This is a genomic window from Halosimplex halophilum (genome assembly GCF_004698125.1).
Taxonomy (GTDB): domain Archaea; phylum Halobacteriota; class Halobacteria; order Halobacteriales; family Haloarculaceae; genus Halosimplex; species Halosimplex halophilum.
In genome coordinates, this window is sequence record NZ_SRHV01000005.1 from 482104 (window position 1) to 507717 (window position 25614).

General features: G+C 71.1%; 27 protein-coding genes. 14 read left to right on the forward strand and 13 right to left on the reverse strand.

The window, feature by feature from the left end:
• The first annotated feature begins 237 nt into the window (after positions 1 to 237).
• The 3 genes from E3328_RS18690 to E3328_RS18700 all read left to right on the forward strand — a co-directional run bounded on the left by E3328_RS18690 (position 238) and on the right by E3328_RS18700 (position 4525).
• The gene (locus E3328_RS18690) at positions 238 to 1896 is read left to right on the forward strand and encodes an O-antigen ligase family protein (RefSeq protein ID WP_135366149.1); all 1659 of its coding nucleotides are present in this window, start codon (positions 238 to 240) and stop codon (positions 1894 to 1896) included.
• 83 nt (positions 1897 to 1979) lie between these two features.
• Complete coding sequence (locus tag E3328_RS18695; protein WP_135366150.1) at positions 1980 to 3164, forward strand: glycosyltransferase; 1185 nt, start codon at positions 1980 to 1982, stop codon at positions 3162 to 3164.
• A gap of 146 nt (positions 3165 to 3310) precedes the next feature.
• Positions 3311 to 4525: a glycosyltransferase family 39 protein gene (locus tag E3328_RS18700; protein ID WP_135366151.1), complete on the forward strand. Its 1215-nt coding sequence runs from the start codon at positions 3311 to 3313 to the stop codon at positions 4523 to 4525.
• Here the strand turns inward: E3328_RS18700 and E3328_RS18705 are convergent.
• From E3328_RS18705 to E3328_RS18725, 5 genes are all read right to left on the reverse strand, one after another.
• Positions 4433 to 4702, reverse strand: coding sequence for a hypothetical protein (locus tag E3328_RS18705; protein ID WP_135366152.1), 270 nt, complete (start codon positions 4700 to 4702; stop codon positions 4433 to 4435). The two genes, E3328_RS18700 and E3328_RS18705, sit on opposite strands and share 93 nt — an antisense overlap.
• A 121-nt stretch (positions 4703 to 4823) precedes the next feature.
• Complete coding sequence (locus E3328_RS18710; protein ID WP_135366153.1) at positions 4824 to 5102, reverse strand: DUF7521 family protein; 279 nt, start codon at positions 5100 to 5102, stop codon at positions 4824 to 4826.
• Positions 5099 to 5476 carry a winged helix-turn-helix domain-containing protein gene (locus tag E3328_RS18715; protein ID WP_135366154.1) on the reverse strand — a complete coding sequence of 126 codons (378 nt, stop codon included), beginning with the start codon at positions 5474 to 5476 and terminating at the stop codon, positions 5099 to 5101. Before E3328_RS18715 ends, E3328_RS18710 begins: the two co-directional genes overlap by 4 nt.
• Before the next feature lie 125 nt (positions 5477 to 5601).
• The gene (locus E3328_RS18720) at positions 5602 to 6567 is read right to left on the reverse strand and encodes a transcription initiation factor IIB (protein WP_135366155.1); all 966 of its coding nucleotides are present in this window, start codon (positions 6565 to 6567) and stop codon (positions 5602 to 5604) included.
• A gap of 143 nt (positions 6568 to 6710) precedes the next feature.
• Positions 6711 to 7901: a glycosyltransferase family 4 protein gene (locus E3328_RS18725; protein WP_135366156.1), complete on the reverse strand. Its 1191-nt coding sequence runs from the start codon at positions 7899 to 7901 to the stop codon at positions 6711 to 6713.
• 569 nt (positions 7902 to 8470) lie between these two features.
• On the opposite strand from E3328_RS18725, the gene E3328_RS18730 reads away from it, so the two are divergent.
• Positions 8471 to 8887, forward strand: coding sequence for a hypothetical protein (locus E3328_RS18730; RefSeq protein ID WP_135366157.1), 417 nt, complete (start codon positions 8471 to 8473; stop codon positions 8885 to 8887).
• A gap of 73 nt (positions 8888 to 8960) precedes the next feature.
• Here E3328_RS18730 and serA read toward each other — a convergent pair whose 3' ends face one another.
• The 3 genes from serA to E3328_RS18740 form a co-directional block, all read right to left on the reverse strand.
• A complete protein-coding gene (gene serA / locus E3328_RS18735; protein WP_135366158.1) occupies positions 8961 to 10550 on the reverse strand; it encodes a phosphoglycerate dehydrogenase in 1590 nt (529 codons plus the stop codon).
• 251 nt (positions 10551 to 10801) lie between these two features.
• Complete coding sequence (locus E3328_RS22205) at positions 10802 to 10969, reverse strand: DUF7556 family protein (protein ID WP_167837472.1); 168 nt, start codon at positions 10967 to 10969, stop codon at positions 10802 to 10804.
• 207 nt (positions 10970 to 11176) lie between these two features.
• The gene (locus tag E3328_RS18740) at positions 11177 to 11854 is read right to left on the reverse strand and encodes an MBL fold metallo-hydrolase (protein ID WP_135366159.1); all 678 of its coding nucleotides are present in this window, start codon (positions 11852 to 11854) and stop codon (positions 11177 to 11179) included.
• A gap of 101 nt (positions 11855 to 11955) precedes the next feature.
• Between E3328_RS18740 and E3328_RS18745 the strand changes: the two genes are divergently transcribed.
• The 3 genes from E3328_RS18745 (at position 11956) to E3328_RS18755 (ending at position 14095) form a co-directional block, all read left to right on the forward strand.
• On the forward strand, positions 11956 to 12165 hold the full coding sequence (locus E3328_RS18745; protein ID WP_135366160.1) for a hypothetical protein: 210 nt from the start codon (positions 11956 to 11958) through the stop codon (positions 12163 to 12165).
• 70 nt (positions 12166 to 12235) lie between these two features.
• Positions 12236 to 12895 carry a helix-turn-helix domain-containing protein gene (locus E3328_RS18750; protein ID WP_135366161.1) on the forward strand — a complete coding sequence of 220 codons (660 nt, stop codon included), beginning with the start codon at positions 12236 to 12238 and terminating at the stop codon, positions 12893 to 12895.
• A gap of 300 nt (positions 12896 to 13195) precedes the next feature.
• On the forward strand, positions 13196 to 14095 hold the full coding sequence (locus tag E3328_RS18755) for a glycoside hydrolase family protein (protein ID WP_135366162.1): 900 nt from the start codon (positions 13196 to 13198) through the stop codon (positions 14093 to 14095).
• Between the two features lie 176 nt (positions 14096 to 14271).
• Here the strand turns inward: E3328_RS18755 and E3328_RS18760 are convergent, their stop codons facing one another.
• Entirely contained in the window at positions 14272 to 15354 is a 1083-nt protein-coding gene (locus E3328_RS18760; protein ID WP_135366163.1) for an aminopeptidase, read from the reverse strand.
• 89 nt (positions 15355 to 15443) lie between these two features.
• On the opposite strand from E3328_RS18760, the gene E3328_RS18765 reads away from it, so the two are divergent.
• Positions 15444 to 16409 (forward strand): hypothetical protein, encoded by a 966-nt coding sequence (locus E3328_RS18765; protein WP_135366164.1) that lies wholly within the window; start codon positions 15444 to 15446, stop codon positions 16407 to 16409.
• 1 nt (position 16410) lies between these two features.
• Here E3328_RS18765 and E3328_RS22210 read toward each other — a convergent pair whose 3' ends face one another.
• The gene (locus tag E3328_RS22210; RefSeq protein ID WP_167837473.1) at positions 16411 to 17499 is read right to left on the reverse strand and encodes a nucleotidyl transferase family protein; all 1089 of its coding nucleotides are present in this window, start codon (positions 17497 to 17499) and stop codon (positions 16411 to 16413) included.
• 183 nt (positions 17500 to 17682) lie between these two features.
• Here E3328_RS22210 and E3328_RS22215 point away from each other — a divergent pair, with 183 nt between their 5' ends.
• Both E3328_RS22215 and E3328_RS18775 read left to right on the forward strand, forming a co-directional pair.
• Entirely contained in the window at positions 17683 to 18930 is a 1248-nt protein-coding gene (locus tag E3328_RS22215) for a hypothetical protein (RefSeq protein WP_167837474.1), read from the forward strand.
• Positions 18931 to 18987: 57 nt separating this feature from the next.
• Positions 18988 to 19998, forward strand: a complete 1011-nt coding sequence (locus tag E3328_RS18775) for a threonine aldolase family protein (protein ID WP_135366166.1) — start codon at positions 18988 to 18990, stop codon at positions 19996 to 19998.
• A gap of 17 nt (positions 19999 to 20015) precedes the next feature.
• On the opposite strand, the gene E3328_RS22220 is transcribed toward E3328_RS18775, so the two are convergent.
• Positions 20016 to 20168: a DUF7859 family protein gene (locus E3328_RS22220; protein ID WP_167837475.1), complete on the reverse strand. Its 153-nt coding sequence runs from the start codon at positions 20166 to 20168 to the stop codon at positions 20016 to 20018.
• 218 nt (positions 20169 to 20386) lie between these two features.
• Here E3328_RS22220 and E3328_RS18780 point away from each other — a divergent pair, with 218 nt between their 5' ends.
• Positions 20387 to 21019, forward strand: coding sequence for an ArsR/SmtB family transcription factor (locus E3328_RS18780; RefSeq protein WP_135366167.1), 633 nt, complete (start codon positions 20387 to 20389; stop codon positions 21017 to 21019).
• 146 nt (positions 21020 to 21165) lie between these two features.
• Here E3328_RS18780 and E3328_RS18785 read toward each other — a convergent pair whose 3' ends face one another.
• Positions 21166 to 21777, reverse strand: coding sequence for a metallophosphoesterase (locus E3328_RS18785; RefSeq protein ID WP_135366168.1), 612 nt, complete (start codon positions 21775 to 21777; stop codon positions 21166 to 21168).
• A gap of 91 nt (positions 21778 to 21868) precedes the next feature.
• Between E3328_RS18785 and E3328_RS18790 the strand changes: the two genes are divergently transcribed.
• Positions 21869 to 22831, forward strand: coding sequence for a cation diffusion facilitator family transporter (locus E3328_RS18790; RefSeq protein ID WP_135366169.1), 963 nt, complete (start codon positions 21869 to 21871; stop codon positions 22829 to 22831).
• Positions 22832 to 22929: 98 nt separating this feature from the next.
• On the opposite strand, the gene E3328_RS18795 is transcribed toward E3328_RS18790, so the two are convergent.
• Complete coding sequence (locus tag E3328_RS18795; RefSeq protein ID WP_135366170.1) at positions 22930 to 23202, reverse strand: winged helix-turn-helix transcriptional regulator; 273 nt, start codon at positions 23200 to 23202, stop codon at positions 22930 to 22932.
• A gap of 235 nt (positions 23203 to 23437) precedes the next feature.
• Here E3328_RS18795 and E3328_RS18800 point away from each other — a divergent pair, with 235 nt between their 5' ends.
• Both E3328_RS18800 and E3328_RS18805 read left to right on the forward strand, forming a co-directional pair.
• Positions 23438 to 23740, forward strand: a complete 303-nt coding sequence (locus tag E3328_RS18800) for an EMC6-like membrane protein (RefSeq protein WP_135366171.1) — start codon at positions 23438 to 23440, stop codon at positions 23738 to 23740.
• Positions 23741 to 23742: 2 nt separating this feature from the next.
• Positions 23743 to 25575: a ribosome biogenesis/translation initiation ATPase RLI gene (locus tag E3328_RS18805; RefSeq protein WP_135366172.1), complete on the forward strand. Its 1833-nt coding sequence runs from the start codon at positions 23743 to 23745 to the stop codon at positions 25573 to 25575.
• Positions 25576 to 25614 lie beyond the last annotated feature (39 nt).

A 25614-nucleotide genomic window follows, 5' to 3' on the forward strand; every position in this document is an offset into this window, starting at 1 on the left:
TTAGGCATACCTAAAGTAAAAGAGTACAGGTTTCGTTCCGAGCGGCGTCGCCCGGCTGACACGACGGGCCGGGCGGCGTTCGTGTCGGGAACGACGGGTCGGGCGGCGTCTGCGTTGCCCTGTGTCGGCCTGTGTGCGGCCGTCTGTGGCAGTCACTGGTGTCCGCCCGCGACAGGGACTCACCGGGTCCGGAGAGTGGGCGGGATTAATGTGGTCGTCCGTAATCGTGAGACGTAGATGGGCGACCGGTTCGGGACGATCCGCCACGGCGCGCACTCCGCGGCCGCCAGCGCGTTCGACCCCGTCCGACCCGCCACCGCGTTCGCGGCGGCGCTGGTCGGCTTGCTCGTGGTCGCGGTCCCGGCCGGATACCACCTCCTGGGCCTCCCGGTCGCCCCGCTCCTCGCCGCGGGGACGGGACTGTACGTCCTCGCAGTCGTGGTGTCGGGCCGCCCGTTCGACGGGCTCTGTGCCGCCCTGTTCGTCACGGTCGCGTTCAACGTCAACGCCTACCCGGGACCGTACCCCGTCCCGCTAGTGGACCCCCTGCTCGTGGACCTGCTGGCGGTCGGGGTGCTCGGGGTGGCGCTGTCCGACCGCGCGCTCGGCCGGGACCACCCTGCCCGGGCCGTCCGGGAGCGGGTCGGGCGCGTTCGCGCCATCGGTGGCCGGACTGGCCGGAATCGGACCGTCCGCACGTGGCGCGAGCGAGTCGGCGCTCTCCGGGAGTGGCTCCCTGGCACCGACGGGTGGCTCGTCGCCGGCGCGCTCGCGGCGTTCGTCGGCTGGGCGTACCTGTCGGCCGCCGTCGGGAACGGGCCGTCGACCGGCGCGGCCGTCCAGTACGCCGAGGAACACCTGCGGTACCTCCTCCTGCTCGCGGCGGCGGCGGTCGTCGCCCGCGAGGCCGACCCGGGCGCGGTGCTCTCGCCGCTCGCGCTCGGACTCGTCGGGGCCCTGGTGTTCGCCGTGGACGAGGTCGCCGCCGGGCGGGCGGGGTATCTGGTCAACTTCGGCGCCCTCGGACCGGCCGTCGCCCGGTGGTGGCCGTCGCCGTCGCCGACCGCGTTCCCCACGGGCGCGACGGTGATATACGAGGGGCCGGGGGTCGGCCAGAGCCGCGCGACGGTCGGGCTCGCCATCGCCCTCGTGGGCCTCTCGATGGCCGCCGTGCCGCGGTCGCGGTGGCGCGCGCTCGCCCCGGTCGGCGCGCTCCTCGGCGTCGCCAGCGTTGTGGCGAGCGGCTCTCACGCGGCGATCGTCGGCCTGTACGGCGCCGTCGGCGTCGTGGCCGTCTACTGGCTGTCGCTGGTAGCCGAGCGGCTGGGTGGGGTGCGGGCCCGGCGGCTGGTCTGGCCGGGCTCGCTGGCCGCGGGCGGCGCGGTCGCGCTCTGGGCCGCGGTCGCCGTCCTCGGGGGCGCGGACCGGGTCCTGTTCGTCAGGACGAACACCCTCGCGATCCGGCTCGAACAGTACGCGCTCGCGCTGGAGCTGGCCGCCCGCTACCCGCTGTTCGGCCTCGGCGGCGGGCTGAACGTCCACCGGACGACCGGCCGGCTGATCCACAGCCTCCCGCTCCAGCAACTCGCCGCAACCGGCGTGCCCGGCTTGCTCGCGTACGTGACCGCCCAGGCGGGCGCGGCCTGGCTCGCCGCGAAGCGACTGCTGTGGGGGCGACCGGGGGACCGCCGGCGCTGGGCCGGCGTCCTCGCCGCGCTGGTCGGGGTCTCGCTGTACTCGCTGTGGGTGGTCGCCTACCGGTGGCCGTCGGTCAACGCGGTCTACTGGATCCTCGCCGGCGCCGCCGTCGGCGGGCCCGCCCCGTCGGTCCGCCTCGCGGACCTCGTCGCACACGCTCGGGCCGCCCTGCCGGCTCCGCTCGACGACGACTCGTGACGGTTCCGGGCGGTCGTGGCCCCTGCCCGCACTGGTTTTGGCCGGCCTAAGAATCGAAGCGCTTATTCCGGGATCGTTCCGGTGTGGACGTACGGGATTCGGGGCCGTCCGGCACCCCGTCGGCCCCGGTCCGGATCGACAGCCTGCCAGCCATGTCCAGCGACTCCCAGCCGGCCGACGCGCCAAACGTCCTGCAGGTCTGTACCTACTACTACCCGTTCACCGGCGGGATCCAGAAGCTGGTCCGGACGCTGGTGACCGGGATCGACGACGCGAACTTCCGGATCCTCACGTGCGCCGAACGCGGGCGCGGCGGCGTCGACGAGAGACACGGGACGCGTGTCGTCCGCGCCGGCTCGCTCGGGGCGGTCAAGTCGACGCCGATGAGCCCGGCCTTCCCCTACCGGTTGCGCCGGCAACTCGACTGGGCCGACTTCGTCCACTACCACCTCCCCTTCCCGCTCGGGCCGGTCAGCCACCTGTGCAACCGGGTGGACACGCCGGCGGTCGCGACCTTCCACGACGACATCATCGGCAAGGGGCCGGTCGTCTACCCCTACAGGCCGGTCCTCGACCGGTTCCTCGGCGACGTGTCCAGGGTTATCGTCACCTCGCCGAACATGCGCGACGAGTGCGCCCAGGTCGCGAAGTTCCGCGAGAAGGCCGAGGTCGTCCCGATCGGGATCGAGGCCGACGACGACCCCGTCGAGCCCAGGTCCCCGGAGGGCCGGCACCTCCTGTTCGTCGGCCGGCTCGTCGAGTTCAAGGGCGTCGAGTACCTCATCTCGGCGATGTCGGGTCTCGACGCGACGTGTTCGATCGTCGGCAAGGGCCCCGCCCGCGACGCGCTCGAACGCCACGCCCGCGAAGAGGGGGTCGCCGACAGGGTGACCTTCGAGGGGTTCGTCTCCGAGGAGCGGCTCGACCGGCTCTACCGCGAGGCGGACCTGTTCGTCCTCCCGTCGGCCGGCGAGAACGAGTCGTTCGGCATCGTCCAGCTGGAGGCGATGCAGCGCGGACTGCCGGTGATCAACACGGCGCTGCCGACCGGGGTCCCCTTCGTCAGCGTCGACGGCGAGACGGGCCTGACGGTCGAACCTGGCGACCCGGCGGCGATCGCCGACGCCGCGCGGACGCTCCTCGGAGACCCCGAACGGTACCGCCGCTACTCGGCCAACGCCCGGCGGCGCGTCCGCGAGCGGTTCACCCGGGCGCGGATGCTCGACGAGACCCGCGCTGTCTACCGCGACGTGCTCGCCGGCGAGTAGCCCATGCTCGCCGGTACGTGGCTCGCACTCGGTCATCCGGGCGTAGCCCGTACCCGGCCGCCGGCGCGTAGCTCGCACTCGACTGTCCGGTCCGTCCCGCTCGCCGATCCGCAGGTATATACTTCGCCCGCGAAAACCCGGGGCCGATGGTCGCCCTCGCCGTCGTCGCGGTCGTCCTGGCGTTCGCGCTGCTCGCGCGGCGCCGCTCGCGGCGCTTCCGGCTGGCCGGCGGGCTCGCGCTCGCGGGCCACCTCGCGTTCGCGCTGGTCGTCCTCCCGCTGCTACCCTACACCTGGGATATCGGCGAGTTCCACGGGATCGCGACGGGCCTCCTCCGGGGGGCCGAGGCGAACCCGTTCTCGTCGCTCGACGCCTTCGGGACCGTCCAGGCGGTCCTCTACGCGATGTTCGGCGCCGACCCGACGACGCTGTCCGTCGTCAACGGCCTGCTGGCCGTGCTGATGGCCCTGCCGGCGTGCTATCTCGCCCGCCGGCTGTACGACCCCCTCGAATCGACCGACGGGCTGTTGCTCGCGGTGCTCTTTCTCCCATTCCCGTTCCTGTTCAGCAGCCTCCCGATGCGCGACGCCCTCTCGACGCTGCTCGCCCTGACGCTGCTCGCGGTCTGCGTGCGGGCGATCGCCGACCGGCGCCGGTGGTGGGCGCTCACCGCCCCGCCGCTGTGGGCGATGCTGTTCCTCCTCCGCGAGGAACTGGCCCTCCTCGTCCTGCTGGGTGCGACCGGGTCGCTGCTGGTCGCGGGACTCCAGCGGGTCGCCGACCGCGAGGTCACGCTCGCGTCGCTGGCGCTCGCCGGCGTGCCGGTCGGCGTCGCCGGGTTCGCGCTGTTCACCCGGCTGTTCCCCGTCGACGCCCTCAACTCGCGGCTGCAGTACCGGATCATGGGCGGGGCCGCCTACCTCGGCTTCGAGCGGTACGGCTCCTGGCTGGACGTGCTCCTGGCCGCGCCCGTCCGGGCGATCTACTTCCAGTTCGCCCCGTTCCCGCTGCACGTCGACTCGGCGTTCGACCTCGTCGCCGTCCTCTCGCTGCCGCTGCTCGTCGTCCTCGCGACGGCGGCGTACCTGACGCTCCGGCGCGTCGAACACGATCCAGTCGTAGCTTTCCCCCTGCTGGTCGTCTACCTCGGCGGGGTTGTCGGCTACGGGCTGATCGACTCGAACTTCGGCACGACGATCAGACACCGCTCGGTGTTCGTCTTCCTGCTGGCCGTCTTCGCCGCGCCGGCGCTCGAATCGTGGTGGCGGTCACTCCGCCTCCGGGTAGAGGAACCGCTCGGTCAGCGCCGCGACCGAGACGAACACCAGCGCGAAGCTGAGGAACTTGACGCCGGCGCCTAGGTTCGAGCGGAACACCGACGCGACGCTGACGAGCACGACCGCGGCGAGCGCCGCCGAGAGGGCGCGCTCGCCGTCCAGCCGCGAGAGCAGGACGCTCCCCTCGGCCCACCGCCGCAGCGTCCGCGCGACCCGGTAGGTCGCCGACTCGGAGAACGGCTCGATGTCGCGTCGGCCCATCGGTCAGTCGCGGATCGGAGCGAGACGCACATAACTGTTCGTGGTTCGGCGGACGCCGGGGAGAGCGGCGGCGACGCGCCCGTCGGACCGGCTCGCTCGTCGCGCCAGCGGTGGTCGGCGCTCAGCCCTGCATGTACAGCGAGTAGGTGATGACGGCAAGCCCGACGGCCAGGAAGACGCTGTTGACGAGCACGCCCGTTTCGAGGGGGACGGCGAAAAACTGGTTGGCGGCGCCGGAGACGAGCGCGCCGAGGGTGATGATGGCGAACCCGGCGCCGAGGACGCCGAGCGACGGGTCGCCCGCCCGGCGGTAGGCCCTGTACGCGATGGCGGTGATCGCGCCGCCCAGCAGCAGGACGACGGACTTGACGACGGCGATCGCGACGAGCGTCTCGTTCACAGTTCGTCCCCCATGGTCGACCAGATGTCCGCGAGCCGCTGGTCGGCGGTACGCTGCGGTCGGTCGACCGTCACCGAAAAGGTGTCGTCTTCGTCCATCGAGATGAGCACGTTCTCGAAGTCCCGTTCGTACCTCGTCGTCCGTCCCCCTTCGGGGTTGATGACGTCCCGCTCGCGGAGCAGTCCCGCCGAGCTGAGGAGTTCGAGCTTGCGATACAGCGTCGACTTCGGGATCTCGCAGGCGTCCGCGAGTGCTGTTGCGGTCATGGGTTCGGCTGTCTCCCGGAGGATCGCCCTGCAGTCGGGGTCGTCCAGCGCCTCGAGTACGGCCGTCGGGGACGCGTCGTCGGACGGGGGCGCTGAATCGTCCGCCATTATCGGGTGGTGGACGGACTCCCGAATATGCTATCCGGTCGGCTCCCGGCGGCGCTCCGGGGGGCGCTCGCCGTCGCCCGTCCGTCGCGGGGTGTCCGGCCCGCGCCGCTCCGTCCCGACACCGGTCATCCCTCGGCGGCGTACAGGTCGAGCAGTTCCTGGTAGCGGTCCCGGATCGTCACCCGGCTCACGTCCGCGACGGAACTGACGGCCGCCTGCGTGAGCTTCTCGTTGGTCAGGTTCGCCGCGGCGTAGACGGCCGCTGCCGCCAGCCCCGCGGGGCTCTTGCCGCTGTGGGCGGCCTCCCCCTTCGCCACGTCGAGCAGCTCCCTGGCCAGCCGCTCGGCCTCGTCGCTGACGTCGAGTTCCGACGCGAACTGCGGGACGTACTGCGCGGGGTCCTCCGGCTCGATCGCCAGCCCGAGCTCCCGCTTGACGTAGCGGTAGGCCCGCTGGACGCGCTTCTGCCGGACGCGACTCACCTCGGCGAACTCCGTCACCCGCCGGGGCGCCCCGTGCTGGCGCGCGGCGGCGTACAGCGACGCCGTGGCCATCCCCTCGATGGAGCGCCCGGGGAGCAGCTCCGCCTCGACCGCCCGCCGGTAGAGGGCACCCGCGGTCTCGCGGACCGGCTCCGACAGGTCCAGCGCCGAGGCCATCCGGTCGATCTCGCCGAACGCCTGCTTGAGGTTGCGCTCCCGGGCGTCCTTCGCCCGGAAGCGCTCGTCCCAGGTGCGCAGCCGCTGCATCCGGGCCCGCTTGCGCGACGACAGCGCCTCGCCGTACGCGTCGGCGTCCCGCCAGCCGATGTTCGTCGACAGCCCCTTGTCGTGCATGAGCTCGGTCGTCGGCGCGCCGACCCGGCTCTTCTCGTCGCCGTCGCCGTCGCCGAACGAGCGCCACTCGGGTCCGCGGTCGATGGCGTCCTCGTCGAGCACGAGCCCGCACTCCTCGCAGGTCGCTTCGCCGCGGTCCTCGTGTTCGACGACCCGTCCGTCGCACTCCGGGCACGACCGCGCGGCGACCGAGCCGCCCGTCGCGTCGGGCTGCCGTACCTGTCCGTCGTCGGAATCGTACCGTGTCTGAGTCATTGTGGTGGCGGGGTCCGTCGGGCGTCCCTGTTCCCTGTTACCACCAACATCGGGGGTGTTGAAGATGAGTGAACGGCGCTGTCCCAGTTACTGGGAATCCGCGCGACCGCTCGTCCCGCTCCCGCGGACCCCCGCGGCACCGATCACCCGCGAACGTCCGCGAACAGCTCCTCCAGCCGGTCGGTCACGGCCGCCCAGGTGTAGCCCTCGTCCAGCACGTACGCCCGGCAGGCCTCGCCCGCGGCCGCCCGCTGGTCCGCGGACAGCCGCGCCCACGCGGCCAGCCGGTCGGCGAGCGGGTCGGCTTCCCCCGGCGGGACCAGCAGCGACTCGGGGACCGCCGAACGGTCGGCCAGCGGGCCGAGGATCTCCGGCGTCGCCCCCGCGGTCGTGCCGACGACCGGGGTCCCCGCGGCCAGCGCCTCCAGCGTCGCGAGCCCGAACCCCTCCAGTTCCAGCGTCGGCAGGACGAACACGTCCGCGCCGGCGTACAGCCCCGGCAGGTCGTCCTCGGGGACGTACCCCAGGAAGGTCACGTCCGACGCGACGCCGAGCCGCTCGGCCCGCGCGACCAGGTCTTCCCGGAGCGGCCCGTCGCCGCCCACGTACAGGTGCGCGTCGAGTCCGCCCCCGACCGCCCGCGCGAACGCGTCGAGCAGCGTCTCCAGCCCCATCCGCGGCGTGAGCCGCCGCACCGTCAGGACCGAGAGGTCCTCGTCGCCGAAAGTCCCGGGGGCCGGCCCGTCGAGCGGCGCGAACCGGTCGACGTCGACGCCGCCCGGGACCACGCGGATCGGCGGCGCGTCCGGGTGGTGGTCCCGGACCCGCTCGCGCATGAACTCGCTCAGCACGACCGTCGCGTCGCTGCGGCCGACCACGCGACCCTCGATCCGGTGGCGCAGCCGCCGGTTGAGCCAGTGCCACGGCGCCGCCCACGGGCTCGGGTCGACCAGCCGGTCGCGGTACTCCACGCCCCACAGCCCGTGGACCGTGTACGTCCGCGGGACGGCGTCGGGCATCGCCCGGTCGACGCCCAGCGAACTCAGCGCCCCGTGGAAACTGACCAGGTCGACCGGCTCCGTCGCCCGGACCGACTCGACGAGCCGGCCGAGTTCCCGCAGCGTCGCCGGGAGCTTCGGGACCGACGCGCCGTAGCGGTACACGTCCATCCCGGCGACGGTCTCCCGTGCCGGGGTGTCCCCGCGCTGTCTGGTGATCACCGACACCCGGTGTCCCCGCTCGACGAGCCGGCGGCCGACCTCGTAGTTGTACCGCCCCGAGCCCGTCGCCGACGGGTCCGGATAGAGGTTGTTCGTCGCCGCGAGGACGTGCATACCCCCGACTGTTCCGCCGCACGGAATGAGCGTTACGAACCATCTTTTTCCCGGAGGGGTTTCCTCGGTCGCCAGAGGCGACCTGCGGGGAACCCCTCCGGCGAAAACATGGGTGAAAACACCGTCAGAGCACGCTCTGACGAGGTCTCGTTCGCCACTCTCACGAGACAGGCCGGACGACTCGGTCGCTTCGCTCCCTCGCGTCCCGCGAACCGGCGCTCCGCGCCGGATGCTATAGGCACTGAGCAACCGCGGTGGCGACGCCGGAGTGCGCGTTCGTTCACGCGACGGAACCGCGCGAGGTCTGTGGGCGACCCGGGTGCCCACCGGGCGGTCCGATCGCTCGGGTGGCCCGAGCGATCGGATGTCTCTCGCTGTCTTCGCGAGCGCGGCGAGGGCGTTCACCGCACCGGTGACTGCGGCGGCGATCCCGGCTAGCGACCGGGCCGACACGAGACAACCACTGCGGGAGATCGCAGGACTGCGGCCGGACACCGCCGGTCGTCAGACGCGCGTCGGGCGCTCGTCTGCCCCGTCTTTTTCCGCGGGCGACACCTCGGTCCGGAGGCATGGCCGCGAACGCCGACCCACCAGAACAGGGGGAACTCTACCCATGCACCGACCGCCAGTCGGCGGGCGAGTCGTGCGGCCACTCGACGACCGACGCCGGACCGACCGGCCGAGCCGACGCCGGAGCGGCCGACCGGACCGCTCTCACGGTAGACGAGCGACCCGAGACGTTCTACCTGGCGAAGATCGCCCTGCTGGAAGCCAGAGTCGAGACGCTCGAACGCCGCCTCGAATCGCGCGAGGCCGACCTCCAGCACGTCGTCGACCGCTACGAACGCGTCCTCCGGGGACGCGACGCCTGCCGCGACGAACCACTCGTCGCCGACGAGTTCGACCTCGAAGCCGGCGACACCGCGGACGACGAGCGCGACCGCCCGACCGGCGCGCTTGACCGCCTCCGCGGGCTACTGAGATAGTCGCGGCCGTCGCGTGGGGAGGATCTCCGTTTTCGAGAACAACGAGACGCAGCGCCGACGAGCGTGAGCCCCGCTACTGCCCGTTGAGCGAGATCTGCGTGATGTCGATGACGCGCTCGTCGTCGAGCAGCCGCGCGACGGTGTCGTCGGGGACGGGGTCGTCGAGGTTGTAGACGGTGAGCGCCTCGCCGCCGATGGTCTCGCGGCCGTTGAACATCCCGGCGATGTTCACGTCGGCCTCGCCCAGCACCGTGCCGATGAAGCCGATGACGCCGGGCACGTCCTCGTTGCGGGCGACGAGCATGTGGCCGTGGGGGACGGCGTCGACGCGGTAGCCGTCGATGCGGACGATGCGGGCGTCGTCGCCGGCGAACTGCGTCCCGGAGACGCTGACCGAGTCCTCGCCGTCGGAGACGGTGACGGTCACGAGGCTCTGGAAGTCCTCGGCGGAACTGGTCTTGGACTCGGTCACGTCGATGCCCCGCTCCTCGGCGATGCGCTCGGCGTTGACGGCGTTGACCTGCGTCTCGACCACGTCCTCGAAGACGCCCTTCAGCGCGGTCGCGGTGACGATCTCGGTGTCGTGCTCGGCGATGTCGCCGGCGTAGGTGACCTCCACGTCGGAGACGTGGCCGCCGAACAGCTGGACGGCGATCGTCCCGGCGGTGTCGGCGAGTTCGAGGTACGGCTCGACGGCGGGGAACGCGCTCTCGTCCATCGAGGGGGCGTTCAGGGCGTTGATGACCGGCTCGCCGTTGAACGCGGCGAGGATCTGGTCGGCGGTGGAGGTGGCGACCGACTCCTGGGCGGCCTCCGTGGAGGCGCCGAGATGGGGCGTGACGACCACGTCCTCGACGTCCAGCAGCGGGTTGTCGGGGTCGACCGGCTCGTCGGCGAACACGTCGATTGCGGCGCCCTTGAGGAGGCCGTCCTCGACGGCCTCGGCGAGCGCGGGCTCGTCGACGATGCCGCCGCGGGCGCAGTTGACGACGTAGCCGCCCTCCAGCTGGGCGAGCTCCTCCTCGCCGATCATGTTGGCCGTCTCGTCGGTCAGCGGCGTGTGGATGGTGATGAAGTCGGCCCGTTCGAGACACTCGTCGAGGGAGTCGACCAGGTCGGCGCCGAAGCGGTCGGCGCGCTCCTGGCTGATGTAGGGGTCGTAGGTGACGAGATCCATGCCCAGCGCGTCGAGGCGCTTGGCGACCTCCTGGCCGACGCGGCCGAAGCCGACGACGCCCAGCGTCTTCTCGTTGAGTTCGGTGCCGAGGAAGTCGCCCTTGGCCCACTCGCCGTCGCGGAGGCGGTTGTGGGCCTGGGGGATCGAGCGGGCGGTGGCGAACGCCATCGCGACGGAGTGTTCGGCGGCGGCGCGGACGTTCCCCTGGGGAGCGTTCGCGACGATGACGCCGTGGTCGGTGGCGGCCTCGATGTCGATGTTGTCGACGCCGATGCCGGCGCGGCCGACGATCTGCAGGTCCGGCGCGGCGGCGAACACCTCGGCGGTGACCTCCGTGCCCGACCGGACGACCATCGCGTCGGCGTCCGCGACGGCGTCCAGCAGCGCGTCGCCCTCCACGTCGTAGGCTGTCTCGACCTCGTGGCCCGCATCGCGTAACCGGTCCAGACCCGCGTCCGCGATCGGGTCCGTGACGAGTACCTTCATGGGCGTCCGATCCCCTCGCCGGGGTATAACGCTTGTTTTCTCCGGACGCGGTCGAGGACACTATCGACACCGTCGACATAGTCTCGGCGCGACCGGCGGTTCCGGTCGACCGGACGAAACTGGCGGCCAGCGACTACAGCCGGTCCCACGGGCGACCGCAGTCACGGATCGTGAGAATCGGACGGCGCGATGCGCGGAACCGGACCGACTCGGCGCCGGGCGACCGGGGGCGAGTCAGAACGGGGCGGTCCTTACCGCCACTCCGGGAGGGTGGCGGCGTCGGCCAGCGGCGCTGTGAGATAGGCGTCGTCGCAGCTGATGTCGGCGATCACGAGCGTCTCGGTGGGGCCCTCCTCGACGGAGGCCATGACTTCGGCGTTCGTTTCCACCTCGGCTTCAGCGACCATATCCGGCGCCATGTGTGACAACATGTAGCAACCACCTATATACCTGTCGGAACGATTCTCACGGATTGAAAACCCGGTGTCAGACGGCCGTCAGACGGCCGAACGACGCGGGACCGGTCGCTGCAAAAACTGCCGGGACTATTTCAGCGGGTGGGGCGCGAGTAGGCCCGGTGGATCTGCCCTCGGGACGGTCCGAGGAGTCGGCCCTCGGGGCGCGAGTCAGGCCTCGATAGCCTCGCCGATCGCGGCGATGCGGTCGTCGCCGGCCGCGGCGAACCCGCCGTGGTAGCAGAGGACGCCGTCGACCGCCAGGCTCGCGAGGCGCGCGACCGACTGCCCGGCCTCGGCCATGTCCAGGGTGAAGTGCTCGCTGGGTCCCTGCAGCTGTCCGTCGGCGGCCGTCAGCGCGTCCGCGGCCAGCAACAGTCGCTCGTCGGGCAGGTACAGCGAGACGTGACCCGGCGCGTGACCCGGCGTGTAGACCACCCGCATCGGCCCCGCCCTCGTCCGGAAGACCTCCTGGTCGACGAGTTCCACGTCGACCGGGACCGGCGGGTAGCGCTCGCCGTCGCCCTTGATCGGCTCCTCGCGACCGTCGACGTAGGGGGCGCAGGCCTCGTGGGCGAACACGACCGCGTCGGTCTTCTCCCGCACGCTCGCGAGCGCGCCCGCGTGGTCGCCGTCCTGGTGGGTTATCAGGACCGCCCACACGTCCGCCCAGTCGAAGCCGGCTGCCTCGATCTCCGCGCCCAGGGCGTCGGCCTGCCCGGGAAGCCCGGCGTCGACGAGCAGCAGGCCCCGCTCGGTCTCGACCGCCGCCGGGTGGAACGCCCGCTCGCCCTCGTCGGTCTCGATTGTCTCGGTGAAGGCGTAGACGCCCTCGGTGAGTTCCTCCATACCCGAATTGCGGGAGCGAGTCACAAAGTTGGTCGGGCCGCGGCGGGCCGCACCGCGACGGCCGGAGGAATTTTGACGGGGCGGAGCCACACTGTCGCGGTATGGACGACGACGCCCTCCAGGCGCGACTCCGCCGCATCGAGCGCCGACAGAACCTGGTCCTCGCGCTGCTCGTCGTACTGTATCTCGTCGCCGCGGCCGAACTGTTCGGCTACTGGGTCACCACCGTAGCCGCGACCGCGCTCGCGCTCGTCGGCTTCGCCTACGTCGTCGTCAGCCGCAGGCGCCGCCGGGACACGATCCAGACGTGAGTCGGCCCGAGACGCCGCCCGCTTCGCCCGGGACCGACGAATCTTTGCCGAGCGGTCCGTACGCTCGCCCATGCGGTACGTGACGCTGCTGGTGAGTCCGACGGAGGGCCAGGGATTTCACCCCGTCGGCGAGCGGATCGCTCGCGACCCGGACGTGACCGGCGAGGCGATCCACCGGATGGACGACCTGGGCGACGGGACGGTGACGCTGCTGACCGAGATATCCGGCGACATCGACCGCTACCGGGCGATCATGGCCGAGACGCCCGAGGTCCGCGAGTTCACCGCCGCCGCGGGCGAGGAGGGCCGCGGGTGGGGCTACTCCCGCGTCGAGACGAACGACCTCGTCGAGTACATGCTCGAACGCGACCGCAAGCTCGAACTCGTCCGCGACATGCCCATCGAACTCACGGAGCGGGGCGACCAGCGGGTGACGCTGATCGGCACCGAATCGGCGTTCGCCCGCGCCATGCAGTTCCCCGAACCCGAGGGCTACGAGGTCACCGTCGAGAAGACCGGCGAGTACCACCCCGAGAGCGGCCGCCTGCTCGACGCGTTGACGGGCCGCCAGCGGGAGGTGCTGGAGGCGGCGGTCGCCGTCGGCTACTACGAGGCGCCCCGCGAGGCGACCCACGAGGACGTGGCCGAGGCCGTCGGCTGCTCGCCCGCCACCGTCGGCGAACACCTCCAGAAGGTCGAACGGGCGGTGTTCGGGGCACTCGTGGGGTGACGGCCGCGACCGCTCGCCCCGATCGCTGTCCGCATCGACGAGACCAGTCAAACCAGAACACATATAGCCGTACTGTCGTAACTATCGGCCGTGCCCGTTCGTCAGCTCCTGTCTCGCTCGACTCTCTCGACATACGGCGCCGGTCTCGTCGTCTGTCTCGTCCTTGTCGCCGGCCTCGGGACGCTAGCGGTGCTGGGGTCGCCGTCACAGTCCGCGTCGGAAGCGACGGGGACGCCATCGACGGCCAGGCTCCAGGCGACTGCGGCGGGGGGAGACGCCGCGGATGTCTGCCCCGGTCCGGTGTCCGGCGACAGCGCGGACGCGATCCGTACCGCGGACACCGACGACGCGGGCGACGGTGCGGTCGAAGTCAACATGACGCGGCCGCGTGATTGGAACGTGGTGTTTCAGTACAACTCCCACGACCCGGTGGTCTTCCGGACGAGCGACGGACCGTATCTGCTCGTCCACGTCGCCGACGACCGGCGGTTCCTCTTCGAGGGGACCAGCTCGTTCCCCGGGCCGACCGGCGGGAGCTGGAAACCCGTCGATGCGGACTTCATGAGCGGCGTCACCGGTTCGTCCGTCGACACGGGACTCAGGGTCGGCGACCGATATTACGCCTACCGCGACGGGAGGGTCCACGTGACATCCGACCTGACAGCCGACGGGTGGACGGTGTGCAACACCCTCTCCTTCCCGAGGGATCCCGGCGTGTTCTACGACGACGCGACCGACCGGTTCCACATGTTCTACGAAGCAGGGCCGAAATCCAACCACTCCGGAGCGCAGATCGGCCACGCGTCGAGTCCCAACGGCGTGACGAACTGGACGGTCCACGGGCCGGTGTACACCGCACCGCCGGAGTACGGCGTCGGTGACTTCACGGTGGCCGAGCACGACGACCGCTACGTGATCCTGGGGGACTACGTCCGCGAACACCCCAACTACAGCGTCGCCGCCTGGACGACGACCGCCCTGGGCGCGAACCTCACCTTCCAGGGGACGGTCCTCGAACCCCGCCGGAACGACTCGACCGCACGCGACAGCCTGGGTGTGCAGGACCCCGAAATTGAACACCTCGTGGGCGACAGGTATGCCGTCTTCGCCCACGGTCACGTCGGCCGGCGCGCGCCCCGGTGGCTCCACTACTACGAGGCCACGATATCGATCGGGGCGAACGATTCTAACAGCAAATAGCGTCGACTCACAGAAGCGAACAGGGTCGAGGCCGCAGACTTCGCCCGCCTATCTTCCCGGGCCGTTCCCCTCCGCTCGTATCGTCGGAGACGCTCCCTTCGTTCGCGTTTCGCTCCTCTTCACGGCTTCCTGCGGTCGCCGCTCGGTTCAGTGACCGTCGCGTCCGGTCAGGCAACTCACTCCTCGAACACGAATGTCCCGTCTTCCTGCACGCGCTCGCCGTCGACCTCGATATACGACTCCTCGCTCATGTCGACGATCATGTCGACGTGGACCGCGGAGTCGTTCTGCTCGTTGCCCTCGCCGACGGTGTCGTCGTAGGCGCGCCCGACCGCCATGTGGACGGTGTCGCCCATCTTCTCGTCGAACAGCATGTTGTAGGTGAACTCGTCGATGGCGCGGTTCATCCCGATGCCCAGTTCGCCCAGGCGGTTCGACCCCTCGTCGGTCTCCAGCACGTTCGTCAGGACTTCTTCGTTCTTCCCGGCGGAGTGTTCGACGACCTCCCCGTTCTCGAACTTGCAGTACACGTCCGTCACCTCGCGGCCCTGGTGGTAGAGCGGCTTGTCGAAGTGGACCTCGCCCTCGACGGAGTCGGGGACGGGCGCGGTGAACACCTCGCCGCCGGGGAGGTTGCGCTCGCCGTAGTCGTTGAGGGTGGGGTTGCCGGCGACGCTCATGGTCACGTCCGTCGCGTCGCCCGAGACGATCCGCACCTCCTCGGCGTCGTCCATGATCTCGACCATCTGAGCCTGGAACTCGCGCTGTTCGTCCCAGTCGCGGACGATGGCGTCCCAGACGAAGTTCTCGTAGCCCTCCGTGCTCTGCTGGGCGAGCTGGGCGTTGGCCGGCGCGGGGTACTGGGTGAGACACCACCGCTTCGACAGGCGCTCGTTCAGCAGGTCGCGGGTGGCCGACTCGTAGGCGGTCGAGACCTCCGGGTCCACGTCGCTGGTCTGGGTGACGTTGTCGCTGCCGCGGATGACGATGTACACGTCCATCTCCTCGTACAGCGCCATCTGGTGAGCGGGCTGCTCGAAGTCGCCGTCGTGGTTGCGCAGGAACGCCCGACGGAAGCGCTTGCCCGTGCGGTCCTGGATGACCAGCGGCCGGGCGCCGCGGTCGGCGATGACCTCGTGCAGCGCCGTCACCAGGTCCTCGGCTTCGGGGTGGGCGTCGATGACGACCTCGTCGCCTTCCTGCAGGTCGACGGAGTGGTCACAGATGATCTCGGCGTGTTCGCGAACGCGTGCGTCCATGCCCGAGTCGTCGGCCGCGCGCGTGAAACCGGTTTCGTCGTCCGGCGGTCGGGACACGTTTTATTACAGTCTGCGTTACATCTGTGTCCATGAGTCGCAGTCGGACCCCCTCCGTTCGCGCCCGCCGCGGCGTCGACCCGCGCGCGGTCGTCGCCCACCTGGCTGTCGTCGTCGTGCTGCTGGTCGCGCTCGAAGCGTACGTGAACCTGACCGACGCCGCCGTCAGGCCGGTTCAGGACCTCGTCGCCGCGTCGACCGGCATCAACCCACACCTGATCCGCGCGGTCGTCCAGAGCCTGCTCGTGCTGGGCGGGCTGGGCGCGCTCGCCGCCGTCGCCGTGTCCGAGCGCGACCTCCGGTTCCCGCTGTCGGTCCCCGAACGGGACGCCGCGGGTCTCGTCGGCGTCGGGGCGCTCGGGGCGGCCGTCCTCGCGGGACTCCAGATCCTCCCGGCCGTCGTCACCGGTGCGCTCTCGGGCGGGAACGTCGCGGCGGCGGTGGCGGGACTCCCCGGGCAGCTGGCCGGCCGGACGCTGGTCTTCCTCGCGGTGTTCGTCGCCGGGATGGCCGTGCTGTATCACGGGCTCGTCCAGGGGCTGCTCCGACGGTCCGTCGGGAGCGAGCGGGCGGTCGTTGCGACGACGCTGCTGAGCGCGTACTTCGCGACGCCGCGGTTCGGCCCGTCGACGGGTGGCGTCCGCGGCGGACCGTGGCTGGACGTGTCCCTCACGCGGGCCGCCGTCGCGGTGCTCGTCGTCGTCGCGCTGGCCGTCGCCGTCTACGCCGTCGAGCGCGTCGACGACCGGCGCGTCCGCGCGGCGGCGGCCGTCCCGGTCGTGGCGGCGGTCGCGCTCGCGACCGTCTCGTTCTGGCAGGGGGTCGACTTGCCGTGGGAGGCCCTGACGGCGACCTCCCGGGTCGCCCTCGTCGGCGTCGCGGCGTACGTCTACGCCGACACCGACTCGCTGCTCGCCCCCGCGGCGGTGTACGGGTCCTACGCGCTCGTGAGCCTCGTCGTCCGGTCGGCCGTCTTCTACGCAGTCCTCGGTGCCTGACTCAGTCGCCGGTCGCCCGCCAGCGCTCGGCCAGTTCGACGACGAACTCGGCGTACTCGTCCCGCACCTTCTGCCATTCCTCGCCGCCGGCCTCGCAGGCCGCCTCCAGCCGATCCAGCCGCTCCGCGCCGTACCGCGACGCCAGACACATCGCCTGGAAGACGGGCGAGGCCGCGGGATCGCCGCCCGGATCGCTCGCGATCCGTTCGCGGATCTCGTCGGAATCCATCGCCAGCGAGACGCCCGACCCGGGGATCGATTTGGCCATCTTCGGCGTGCCGTCGAAGCCCGGGAGCATCCGGGTGTACAGCCCCGCAACGTCGCCGTCGACGGGTGCCGCGTCGCGGAACCGCCGCGCCATCCCGGTGAGGTGGTGCTCGTCGACCCCGAACTGGAGGACCAGCCGCTCGTACTCGCCCGCGTACAGCGGGTGGAGGAAGTCGACGCCGTGGAGGACGGCGCTGTGGATGTCGGCGGCGTCGGAGGTCGGACCCGGGCGGGCAACCGCGGCGGTCCCCGGCCCGCGGTCCCCCTCGGCCGCTTCGTAGGCTTCCCGGACGGCCCGTTCCCACTCGGTCGGCGGGGGATCACCGTTCGAAGGCTCGCTCCCATCCGCCCACGCCTCGGGGTCGTAGTACGGCGCCAGCAGCTGCGCGGTGTGCATCACGTCGCGGGCCTCGCTCTGGGTGCGGAGCCGCCCGCGCTCGGGATCGAAGCCCAGATCGAGCGCGAACGCGCGGTAGCGCTCGGCGAGCGACCGCACGCGGTCGAGCGGAGCCCCGCTGTGGTAGGGTTCGAGGTCGGCGAGGACGAACTGCACGTCTAGCCCCGCCTGCTGCAGCGCGGCGGCGGTCAGGAACTGGCCGACGGTCCCCAGGTGGGGCGGGCCGGTCATCCCGACGCCCGTCGTGACGAGCGTCCCGCTCCGGTCGGCCCCGCCGCTCCGATCGGCCCCGTCGAGGACGCCCTCGTCGTCGACGGCGACGAACCGCCGCCGTTCGCGGGCGGGCACCGGCCCGACGGCGCCCGCCACCGGTTCGTAGTCGTTGCGCTCGCGGACGGTCTCGTAGTGGTCGGTCAGTGCGTCCACGGTCGGAACACGTACGCGAAGCGTAAAGTGATAATTTGTGACTAGGTACCGAACAACACAAACGGTCGCCACGGGTTCCCCGACCCGTCCGACCCACGGAAAGCGCGGCGGCGATAACCCGCGCCTACCGGGAGTTGGAGGGCTATAACGAAATACGGGTGTCCCCCTACCCGGGAGCGTGCTATGTCCGACCGACCACTGCGGAACACGAGACGGACCTTCCTCGCCGCGAGCGCGCTGGGGGCGCTGTCGGCGGTTGCAACGGGCGGGACGGCGGCTGCAACGGACGGGACGGTCGAGCCGACCCTGACGATCGAGTGTTCGACCGTCAGCGTCGACGACTGGGGCAGTGCCTTCGGCGCGCGGGTAGTCTTCGAAGACGGGAGTTTCGTCAACATCGAGGAGGGTGCCCCAGACACCTTCGGCGCGCCCGGGCGCGTGATCGAGTCGGTGACGCTGCACGACGGCGACGGCAACGAGTGGACGCGGACGAACGACGCGACCGACTGCGACCCCGGCGGGAAGTCGGTCACGTTCACCGACTCGCGGGCGACCGTCCGGCCGGGGCAGTTCCTGGAGGTCGACACCTACCCCGGCCGGCTGATCTCGCAGGTCGACCTGCATTTCGTCGACGGGACGAGCCAGGAGAAGGTCCACCTCGACGGCCCCGAGTCGCCCGACGGCATCACCGGCGTCTACCGGGGAACCGGCGAGCACGCGGGCAAGGTCGTCGAGGCGATCGAGATGTTCCACGACCTGGGGTACGTGACCCACTACGTCCGCAACCCCGCCGCCGAGCGATACCTGCTCGGGAAGGCGACCCACCAGGAGCGGCTCGTCGAGGTGATGGGCGCGACGGAGGGCGCCGTCGACTACGAGTTCACCGTCGACGGGCCGGTCCGCGCCGTGACGCTCTCGGACCGCCGGGAAGCCTCGCCAGGCGGCAACGACGCTATCGCGTCCGGCGAGGACGGGACCACGGTCTCGGGCACGACCGGGAACCCGGGCTACAGCGACGTGTACGCCGTCGGCGGCCCGATCACCGGGTTCAGCCAGACCGGCGGCGACGGCGACTACGTCCTCCGCGAGGCCGAGTGGCGAGCCGTCGAGACCACCGCGCCCGCGACGGACCTGCTCGCGGTCGTCGCCACGGAGGACGGCGACGTCGACTACGAGTTCACCGTCGAGGGGACCGTCCGGAAGGTGACCAACTGCGGCCCGAAGCGTTCGGCCGGGGACAACGACGAGGTCGTCGAGAACGACGACGGCACCGTCACCGTCAGCGGCTTCACCGGCAACACCGGCTACGGCGACACCTACGCCGTCACCGGCGACGTGACCGACTTCGCCCGGACGGGCGGCGAGGCGGCCTTCCGCATCGACTACAACGGCCGCGAACTGACGCCCGAGGAACTACTCGCGGGAGACTGAGGGCGGTACCCGGACCGTTCGACCAGCTATTTCCCCGCCGACCGCGTACCCGCGGCCATGATCGACCTGCGCAGCGACACCGTCACGAAACCGGACGAGGCGATGCGCGAGGCCGCCCGCGACGCCGAGGTCGGCGACGACGTGTACGGCGAGGACCCGACCGTCAACGAACTCGAAGCACGGGTCGCGGACGTGCTGGGCTTCGCGGACGCCCTGCTGGTCCCCTCGGGGACGATGGGCAACCAGGTCGCCGTCCGCACCCACACCGAGCGCGGCCAGGAGGCGATCCTCGAACGCGAGAGCCACGTCTACAAGTGGGAACTCGGCGGCGTCGCCCAGCACTCCGGGGTGCAACCCCGGCCCGTCGAGGGCGACGAGCGCGGCGTGGTCGCCCCCGAACAGGTCCGCGAGGCGCACGTCGAGGCCGACGGCCACCGCGCCGGGACCGGTCTGCTCGCCCTGGAGAACACTCACAATAGCAAGGGCGGCACCGCCATCGCGCCCGAGGCCATCGACGCCGCGGCCGAGGTCGCCCGCGAGCGCGACGTGCCCGTCCACCTCGACGGCGCGCGGCTGTTCAACGCCGCCGCGGCGCTCGATACCCCGGCCGAGCGGTTCACCCGGGCGGTCGACTCGGCGATGGTCTGTCTCTCGAAGGGGCTGGGCGCGCCGGTCGGCTCGGTGCTCGCGGGCTCCGAGGGGTTCGTCGAGCGCGCCCGCCGCCACCGCAAGCTCATGGGCGGCGGGATGCGCCAGGCGGGGATCATCGCCGCGCCCGGCCTCCGGGCGCTGGAGAACCGCGACCGCCTCGCCGCGGACCACGAGCGGGCCCGCCGGCTGGCCGCGGGGCTGGACGCGCTTCCCGGAATCGACGCGCCCGAGCCCGAGACGAACATCGTCGTCGCCGAGACCGACGACCCGGCCGAGGCGGTGGTCGCGGCCTGCGAGCGCGAGGGCGTCGGCTGCGTGGCCTTTGGCGACTACCGCGTGCGCTTTTGCACGCACTGGGACGTGGACGACGAGGATATCGACGCGGCACTCGCGAGCGTCGAGCGGGCGATAGACTGAACGCCAGCGGGCGGCCGCTACTGCCGGCCCTGGTTCATGCCTTCCTTGAACCCCTGTGCGGTCCGGCGGAGGAACAGGTAGAGGAGGAACACGAACGTCAGGAGGATAGCGACGATGGCGACGAGGACGGGGTCCTCGAAGAACCACGAGACCAGGTCACCGATCTGCATACGCCGGCCTACCGCGCCCCCGGGCAAAGAGGTTTCGGCACGGCGACACGCCCGGGAGCGGCCGGCCGGACCCGCCGACCGCGCCGGCCGGACCCGCCGACCGCGCGGGCGCGGGGGCGACGACGGCGCCGCGAACGTGTCGGATCGCCTCGAGCGGGGGCTAGCGCGTCTGTCAGGTGGTAAGACTGATACTGCAGGGGTGCAAAGCGCGACGTGAGATGTCGCTGCTGCCCTCCAAACCCGACACCGCGGCGGCCGACGACGCGGAGCCGCGGGTAGTCGGCGTCGAGAGCGACGACGCCGACGACCTCCTCTCTGCGCTCTCCTCGGAGACCGCCCGTCGCCTCCTCGGTGAGCTCCACGAGTCCCCCGCGCCGCCGGCAGAGCTGGCCGAGCGCGTCGACACCTCGCTGCAGAACGCACAGTACCACCTGGAGAACCTCGAGGACGCCGGCGCCGTCGAGGTCGTCGACACGGCCTACTCCCAGAAGGGCCGCGAGATGGACGTCTACGCCCCCGCCGACCAGCCGCTGGTCATCTTCGCCGGCGACCAGGAGAAGTCCACGAGCATCAGGACCGCCCTCTCGCGGCTGCTGGGCGCGGTCGGCCTGCTCGCGGTCGTCAGCCTCGTTGTCTCGGCGCTGGCCGGCCGCGGCGTCCCGGTGCTCGGCGGCGAGTCGGCCGGGGCCGGCACCGACGGCGCCGCGGCCGCCGCCCACACCCCGACGCCCGGCGGCGCGCCCGTCGCCTCGACGGGCGTCGTCGAGGGACTGGGACCGGGCGCCTTCTTCTTCCTGGGGGGCGCCGCCGTGCTCGTCGGCGCCTTCGCCGTCTGGTACGTCCGGTCGTAGTCGGCGCCACGGCGGGGCGGCGGTCGCCCGGGCCGCCGTCCGACACTGAAACGGCCGTTTGAGTTTCCGCCGGCTACTTTTCCGTCCCCCTCCAAGTAGCGGGTGCACGCCGCCCCGCCCTGCCCCGCTTCGACCCCGGCCCGCCGTCACTCCCGCCCGGTGGCGGCGAGGTCGAACTCGTCGAAGACCTCCCCGTCGGGTGCCACCAGCCGACCGGTCGGGCCCTCCCCGGTCGGTTCCAGTTCCGCGTGGCCCGGACGGTGCCACCGCGGGTCGGCGTGACTCCCGGGGTTCAGGACCGTGACCGCCCCTACCCGTCGCCACCCTGGCTCGTGGGAGTGCCCGACCACGACGACATCCGCCCGCTCCTGGCGCCCCAGCAGCGACAGCGACGTGTCGTCGTGCTCGTGGCCGTGGACGACGGCGATCCGGAGGCCGTCGCGCTCGACGGTCCGCTCCGCCGTCAGCCGCTCCCGGACCCCCGGGTCGTCGTTGTTCCCGTACACCGCGGCGAACGCCGCGTCCGCCCCGGTTTCGGCCCGCTCGCTCTCGCCGCTGCCCCTGCTCTCGTTTCCGCCGCCGCTCCCGCTCTCGCCGCCGCTCGCGGCCCCGGCCTCCGCCTCGAACGCGTCGAGCACTGTCTCCGTCGTGAAGTCGCCGGCGTGGACGACGAGGTCGGCCTCGCGGACCGCTTCGAGGGTCCGGCCTTCGAGTCGGTGCCCGTCGGTGCCGTGGGTGTCCGAGACGACCGTGATCACGGTGGCGGGTTCGACGGCCCACCACCTAACGCCTCGGATCCGCCGCGGTCCGGTGCCAAAGCCTTTGACCGACCGGTTCGACCGGACCACAATGGCAGAGAGCAAGTCGGTCGTGATGGCGGCGCTGATCGCCAACGGCGCCATCGCGATCATGAAGTTCGCCGGGTTCCTGCTGACCGGGAGCGCCGCGATGCTCTCGGAGACCTACCACTCCATCTCCGACACCGGCAACCAGGTGTTCCTGTTGATCGGCCTCCGCTACGGCGGCCGCGAGGCCGACCGGCGCCACCCCTTCGGCTACGGCAAGGCCCAGTTCTTCTACGCCTTCCTCGTCTCCGTGTTCCTGTTCGGCATCGCCGGCTGGGAGTCGGCGAAACACGGCATCAACGCGCTGCTGGGCTCGGGCGGCCACGGCGGGGGCGGCGAGGCCGTCGAGTTCCTCTGGCTCTCGTTCCAGCCGCCGGGGTTCGACCCGATCCTCGTCAACTACACCGTCCTCCTGCTGGGTATCGCCTTCGAGAGCTGGGCGTTCAAGAAGGCCTACGCGGGCATGAAGGCCCAGATCGAGGAGAACGACTGGTCCGGTATGCGCGAGGCGTTCCGCAAGACCAGCGACGTGACCACGCTGACCGCGCTGACCGAGGACACCATCGCCCTCGTCGGCCTGGTGCTCGCGCTGGCGGGGATCTTCCTCGAACAGCAGACGGGCAACGCCGTCTACGACGCGGTCGCCGCCCTGCTCATCGGGGTCATGCTGATGGGCTTCGCGGTCGCGCTCGCCTGGGAGAACAAGCGGCTCATCCTCGGCGAGAGCCTCCCCAGAGACGAGGAGGAGAAGCTCCGCGCCGTCGTGGAGGGCCGCGAGGAGGTCGACCGGATCGTCGACTTCCGGACCGTCTACTTCGGTCCCGAGCGCATCGTCGTCTCGACGGACGTGGAGTTCCGTCCCGGGTTCCAGGGAGGTGACCTCGACGCGACCATCACCGAGATCGAGGAGGAGATGAAGTCGGTCAACGCGAGCGTCCGCACCGTCTACCTCGAACCCGAGGTGTGAGCGGCTGATACGGCGGTCCGTGAGGTCCGTCGAGAACGCGCGAAAGCGGTCAGAACGGTGTCGCGGTCGTCGGCCGGTGCGGTGTGGTACCGCGGTCGTCAGTCGGCGGAGGCGGCGGCCTCGCAGTCGCCGTCGCAGTCGGGCTTGTCGATCTCGTAGAGGTTCTGGCGGGCGTCGGCGAAGTAGACGTCCTCCTCGACGACGCCGACCTCCTCGAGGCGTTCGAGGGCGTAGCGGACGGTCCGCGCCGAGAGCATCGACTCCTCGACGATCCCCTTCTGGGTGAGCGGACCGTCGTACTCCAGTACTTTGAAGACGAGTTTCGCGCTCGGCGGCAGGTCGCTGAGGTCGTCCCCGTCTGTCTCGGGCATCGCTCGATGGGTGGGGCGCGCGTACAATAAAGATTCACACTGGCGACAGCCAAGACCCGGCAGTATCGCCGCCACGGGAGCGCAAACGACGGCCCCCGACGGGGGGCCGGCGAAGGGCGGCGAGGAGCGACGGGGGTGCGGCGGTAGGAGGGGACGGCGAGGGCGCGGCGGGTTCCGACCCGACGGCGGGGGCGGGAACGAACGGCTTTTGGGGCCGCGCGGCCGAGACGGAGGTATGGCTACCGAAACCGCCGAGGGGTGGGACGACCACCTGCGGGGGCTGACGGTGACGACGCTCGCCTCTCTGCTGGGGATCGGCGCCGGCGTGGCCGCCCAGGCGCTGGCGACCGGCCCCAACGACCGGCTGGGCCTGTACCTGCTCGGCGCGGCGGTGCTCGTCCAGCTTCCGGTCTACATGGCGATCGGCATCGACGTCGACGACTTCGGCCCCAAGGAGTACCTCTACATCGCGTTCATCACCTTCTCGCTGTGGTTCGTCTCCTGGGGGATCCTGCTGACCGCGGGGACCTCCCTGTAACCATGGCCGACGACTCCATCGCGGTCGTCGACCTCGACCGCTGCCAGCCGGACCGCTGTAACTACGAGTGTGCGAACTTCTGCCCGCCGAACCGCTCGGGCAAGGAGTGTATCGTCACCCGCGAGGAGCGCTTCGAGGAGGGCGAGCCCTTCGAGGGCGACCCCGACCAGATCCACATCTCCGAGGAGATCTGCCTCGGCGAGTCCTGCGGTATCTGCGTCAACAAGTGCCCGTTCGACGCCATCGAGATCATCAACCTCCCGCAGGAACTCGACGACGAGCCCGTCCACCGCTACGGCGAGAACGCCTTCGCCCTCTACGGGCTGCCCGCCCCCCAGGAGGGGCAGGTGACGGGCATCCTCGGCCCCAACGGCATCGGGAAGACCACCGCGGTCCGCATCCTCGCCGACGAGATGGCCCCGAACCTCGGCCAGGTGTCGGGCGACCCGCCCGGCTGGGAGACCGTCATGGACGAGTACCGCGGGACGGAACTGCAGACCTACCTCGAAGAGCTCCGGGCGGGCGACGTGACCGTCGCGCGCAAACCGCAGTACGTCGACCAGATCCCCGACCAGTTCGACGGGACCACCCGCGAGCTGCTGGAGCGGACCGACGAGCGGGGCGCGCTCGACGAGCTGATCGACCGCGTCGGGATCCGCCCGGTCGTCGACCAGGACATCGACACCCTCTCCGGCGGCGAGCTCCAGCGGGTCGCCCTGGTGGCGTGTCTCGCCCGCGACGCCGACTTCTACTTCCTCGACGAGCTGACGCCCTACCTCGACATCGGCCAGCGGATGACCGCCGCGCGACTCGTCCGGGAACTCGCCGACGAGGGCGGCCGCTCGATGCTCGTCGTCGAGCACGACCTCGCGATCCTCGACCTGCTGGCCGACACCATCCACGTCGCCTACGGCTCGTCGGGCGCGTTCGGCGTCATCACGAGCCCCAAATCGACGAAAAACGGCATCAACGAGTACCTCGGCGGCTACCTGGAGAACGAGAACATGCGGGTCCGCCAGGAGTCGATCACCTTCGAGGAACACGCCCCGCGGACCAGCGCCGAGGGCGAGGTCGTCGTCGAGTACCCCGACCTCACCAAGTCCTACGGCGACGGCGAGTTCTCGCTCGACGTTGAGGGCGGCGCGATCCAGGAGAACGAGGTGCTGGGCGTCGTCGGGCCGAACGGCATCGGGAAGTCCACCTTCGCCCAGATGCTCGCCGGCCGGCTGGAGCCCGACGAGGGCGAGGTTGACGCGCGGCTGGACATCGCCTACAAGCCCCAGTACGTCGAGATCGACCAGCCGATGCGCGTCGACGCGTTCCTCTCCTCTATCACCGACGACTTCGGCACCTCCTACTGGAACACGGAGATCGCCGACCCGCTGCAGCTCGACCGCGTGATGGAGCAGAACCTGACCGACCTCTCCGGGGGCGAGCGCCAGCGCGTCGCCATCGCGGCCTGCCTCTCGGAGGACGCCGACCTGTACCTGCTCGACGAGCCCTCGGCGCACCTCGACGTGGAACAGCGGGTCCGCGCCACCTCGGCCATCCGCCGCTACGCCGAGAACCACGACGCCACCGCCCTCGTCATCGACCACGACATCTACATGATCGACCTGCTGGCCGACCGGATGCTCGTCTTCGACGGCGAACCGGCCGCACACGGCCACGCCTCGCCGCCGGTGAGCATGCGTGACGGCATGAACGAGTTCCTCGCGAACCTCGACATCACCTTCCGCCGCGACGAGCGCACCGGCCGCCCGCGGATCAACAAGCCCGGCAGTCAGCTGGATCGGGAGCAGAAGAACGCCGGCGAGTACTACTACAGCGACTGACCGCGTCTCGCCGCGGAGTCGCGGCGACCAGCCTGTGTT

Excerpts from the sequence above, each read along its gene's own strand:
- E3328_RS18750 (WP_135366161.1), top strand. The coding sequence starts at position 12,236 with ATGCGGTACGTGACGCTGCTGGTGAGTCCGACGGAGGGCCAGGGATTT.
- serA (WP_135366158.1), bottom strand. The coding sequence starts at position 10,550 with ATGAAGGTACTCGTCACGGACCCGATCGCGGACGCGGGTCTGGACCGG.
- E3328_RS18705 (WP_135366152.1), bottom strand. The coding sequence starts at position 4,702 with ATGGGCCGACGCGACATCGAGCCGTTCTCCGAGTCGGCGACCTACCGG.
- E3328_RS18790 (WP_135366169.1), top strand. The coding sequence starts at position 21,869 with ATGGCAGAGAGCAAGTCGGTCGTGATGGCGGCGCTGATCGCCAACGGC.
- E3328_RS18725 (WP_135366156.1), bottom strand. The coding sequence starts at position 7,901 with ATGCACGTCCTCGCGGCGACGAACAACCTCTATCCGGACCCGTCGGCG.
- E3328_RS18780 (WP_135366167.1), top strand. The coding sequence starts at position 20,387 with ATGTCGCTGCTGCCCTCCAAACCCGACACCGCGGCGGCCGACGACGCG.
- E3328_RS22205 (WP_167837472.1), bottom strand. The coding sequence starts at position 10,969 with ATGGCGCCGGATATGGTCGCTGAAGCCGAGGTGGAAACGAACGCCGAA.
- E3328_RS18720 (WP_135366155.1), bottom strand. The coding sequence starts at position 6,567 with ATGACTCAGACACGGTACGATTCCGACGACGGACAGGTACGGCAGCCC.
- E3328_RS18775 (WP_135366166.1), top strand. The coding sequence starts at position 18,988 with ATGATCGACCTGCGCAGCGACACCGTCACGAAACCGGACGAGGCGATG.
- E3328_RS18795 (WP_135366170.1), bottom strand. The coding sequence starts at position 23,202 with ATGCCCGAGACAGACGGGGACGACCTCAGCGACCTGCCGCCGAGCGCG.
- E3328_RS18715 (WP_135366154.1), bottom strand. The coding sequence starts at position 5,476 with ATGGCGGACGATTCAGCGCCCCCGTCCGACGACGCGTCCCCGACGGCC.
- E3328_RS18700 (WP_135366151.1), top strand. The coding sequence starts at position 3,311 with ATGGTCGCCCTCGCCGTCGTCGCGGTCGTCCTGGCGTTCGCGCTGCTC.
- E3328_RS18740 (WP_135366159.1), bottom strand. The coding sequence starts at position 11,854 with ATGGAGGAACTCACCGAGGGCGTCTACGCCTTCACCGAGACAATCGAG.
- E3328_RS18765 (WP_135366164.1), top strand. The coding sequence starts at position 15,444 with ATGAGTCGCAGTCGGACCCCCTCCGTTCGCGCCCGCCGCGGCGTCGAC.
- E3328_RS22215 (WP_167837474.1), top strand. The coding sequence starts at position 17,683 with ATGTCCGACCGACCACTGCGGAACACGAGACGGACCTTCCTCGCCGCG.
- E3328_RS18730 (WP_135366157.1), top strand. The coding sequence starts at position 8,471 with ATGGCCGCGAACGCCGACCCACCAGAACAGGGGGAACTCTACCCATGC.
- E3328_RS18800 (WP_135366171.1), top strand. The coding sequence starts at position 23,438 with ATGGCTACCGAAACCGCCGAGGGGTGGGACGACCACCTGCGGGGGCTG.
- E3328_RS18760 (WP_135366163.1), bottom strand. The coding sequence starts at position 15,354 with ATGGACGCACGCGTTCGCGAACACGCCGAGATCATCTGTGACCACTCC.
- E3328_RS18690 (WP_135366149.1), top strand. The coding sequence starts at position 238 with ATGGGCGACCGGTTCGGGACGATCCGCCACGGCGCGCACTCCGCGGCC.
- E3328_RS18745 (WP_135366160.1), top strand. The coding sequence starts at position 11,956 with ATGGACGACGACGCCCTCCAGGCGCGACTCCGCCGCATCGAGCGCCGA.
- E3328_RS22220 (WP_167837475.1), bottom strand. The coding sequence starts at position 20,168 with ATGCAGATCGGTGACCTGGTCTCGTGGTTCTTCGAGGACCCCGTCCTC.
- E3328_RS18805 (WP_135366172.1), top strand. The coding sequence starts at position 23,743 with ATGGCCGACGACTCCATCGCGGTCGTCGACCTCGACCGCTGCCAGCCG.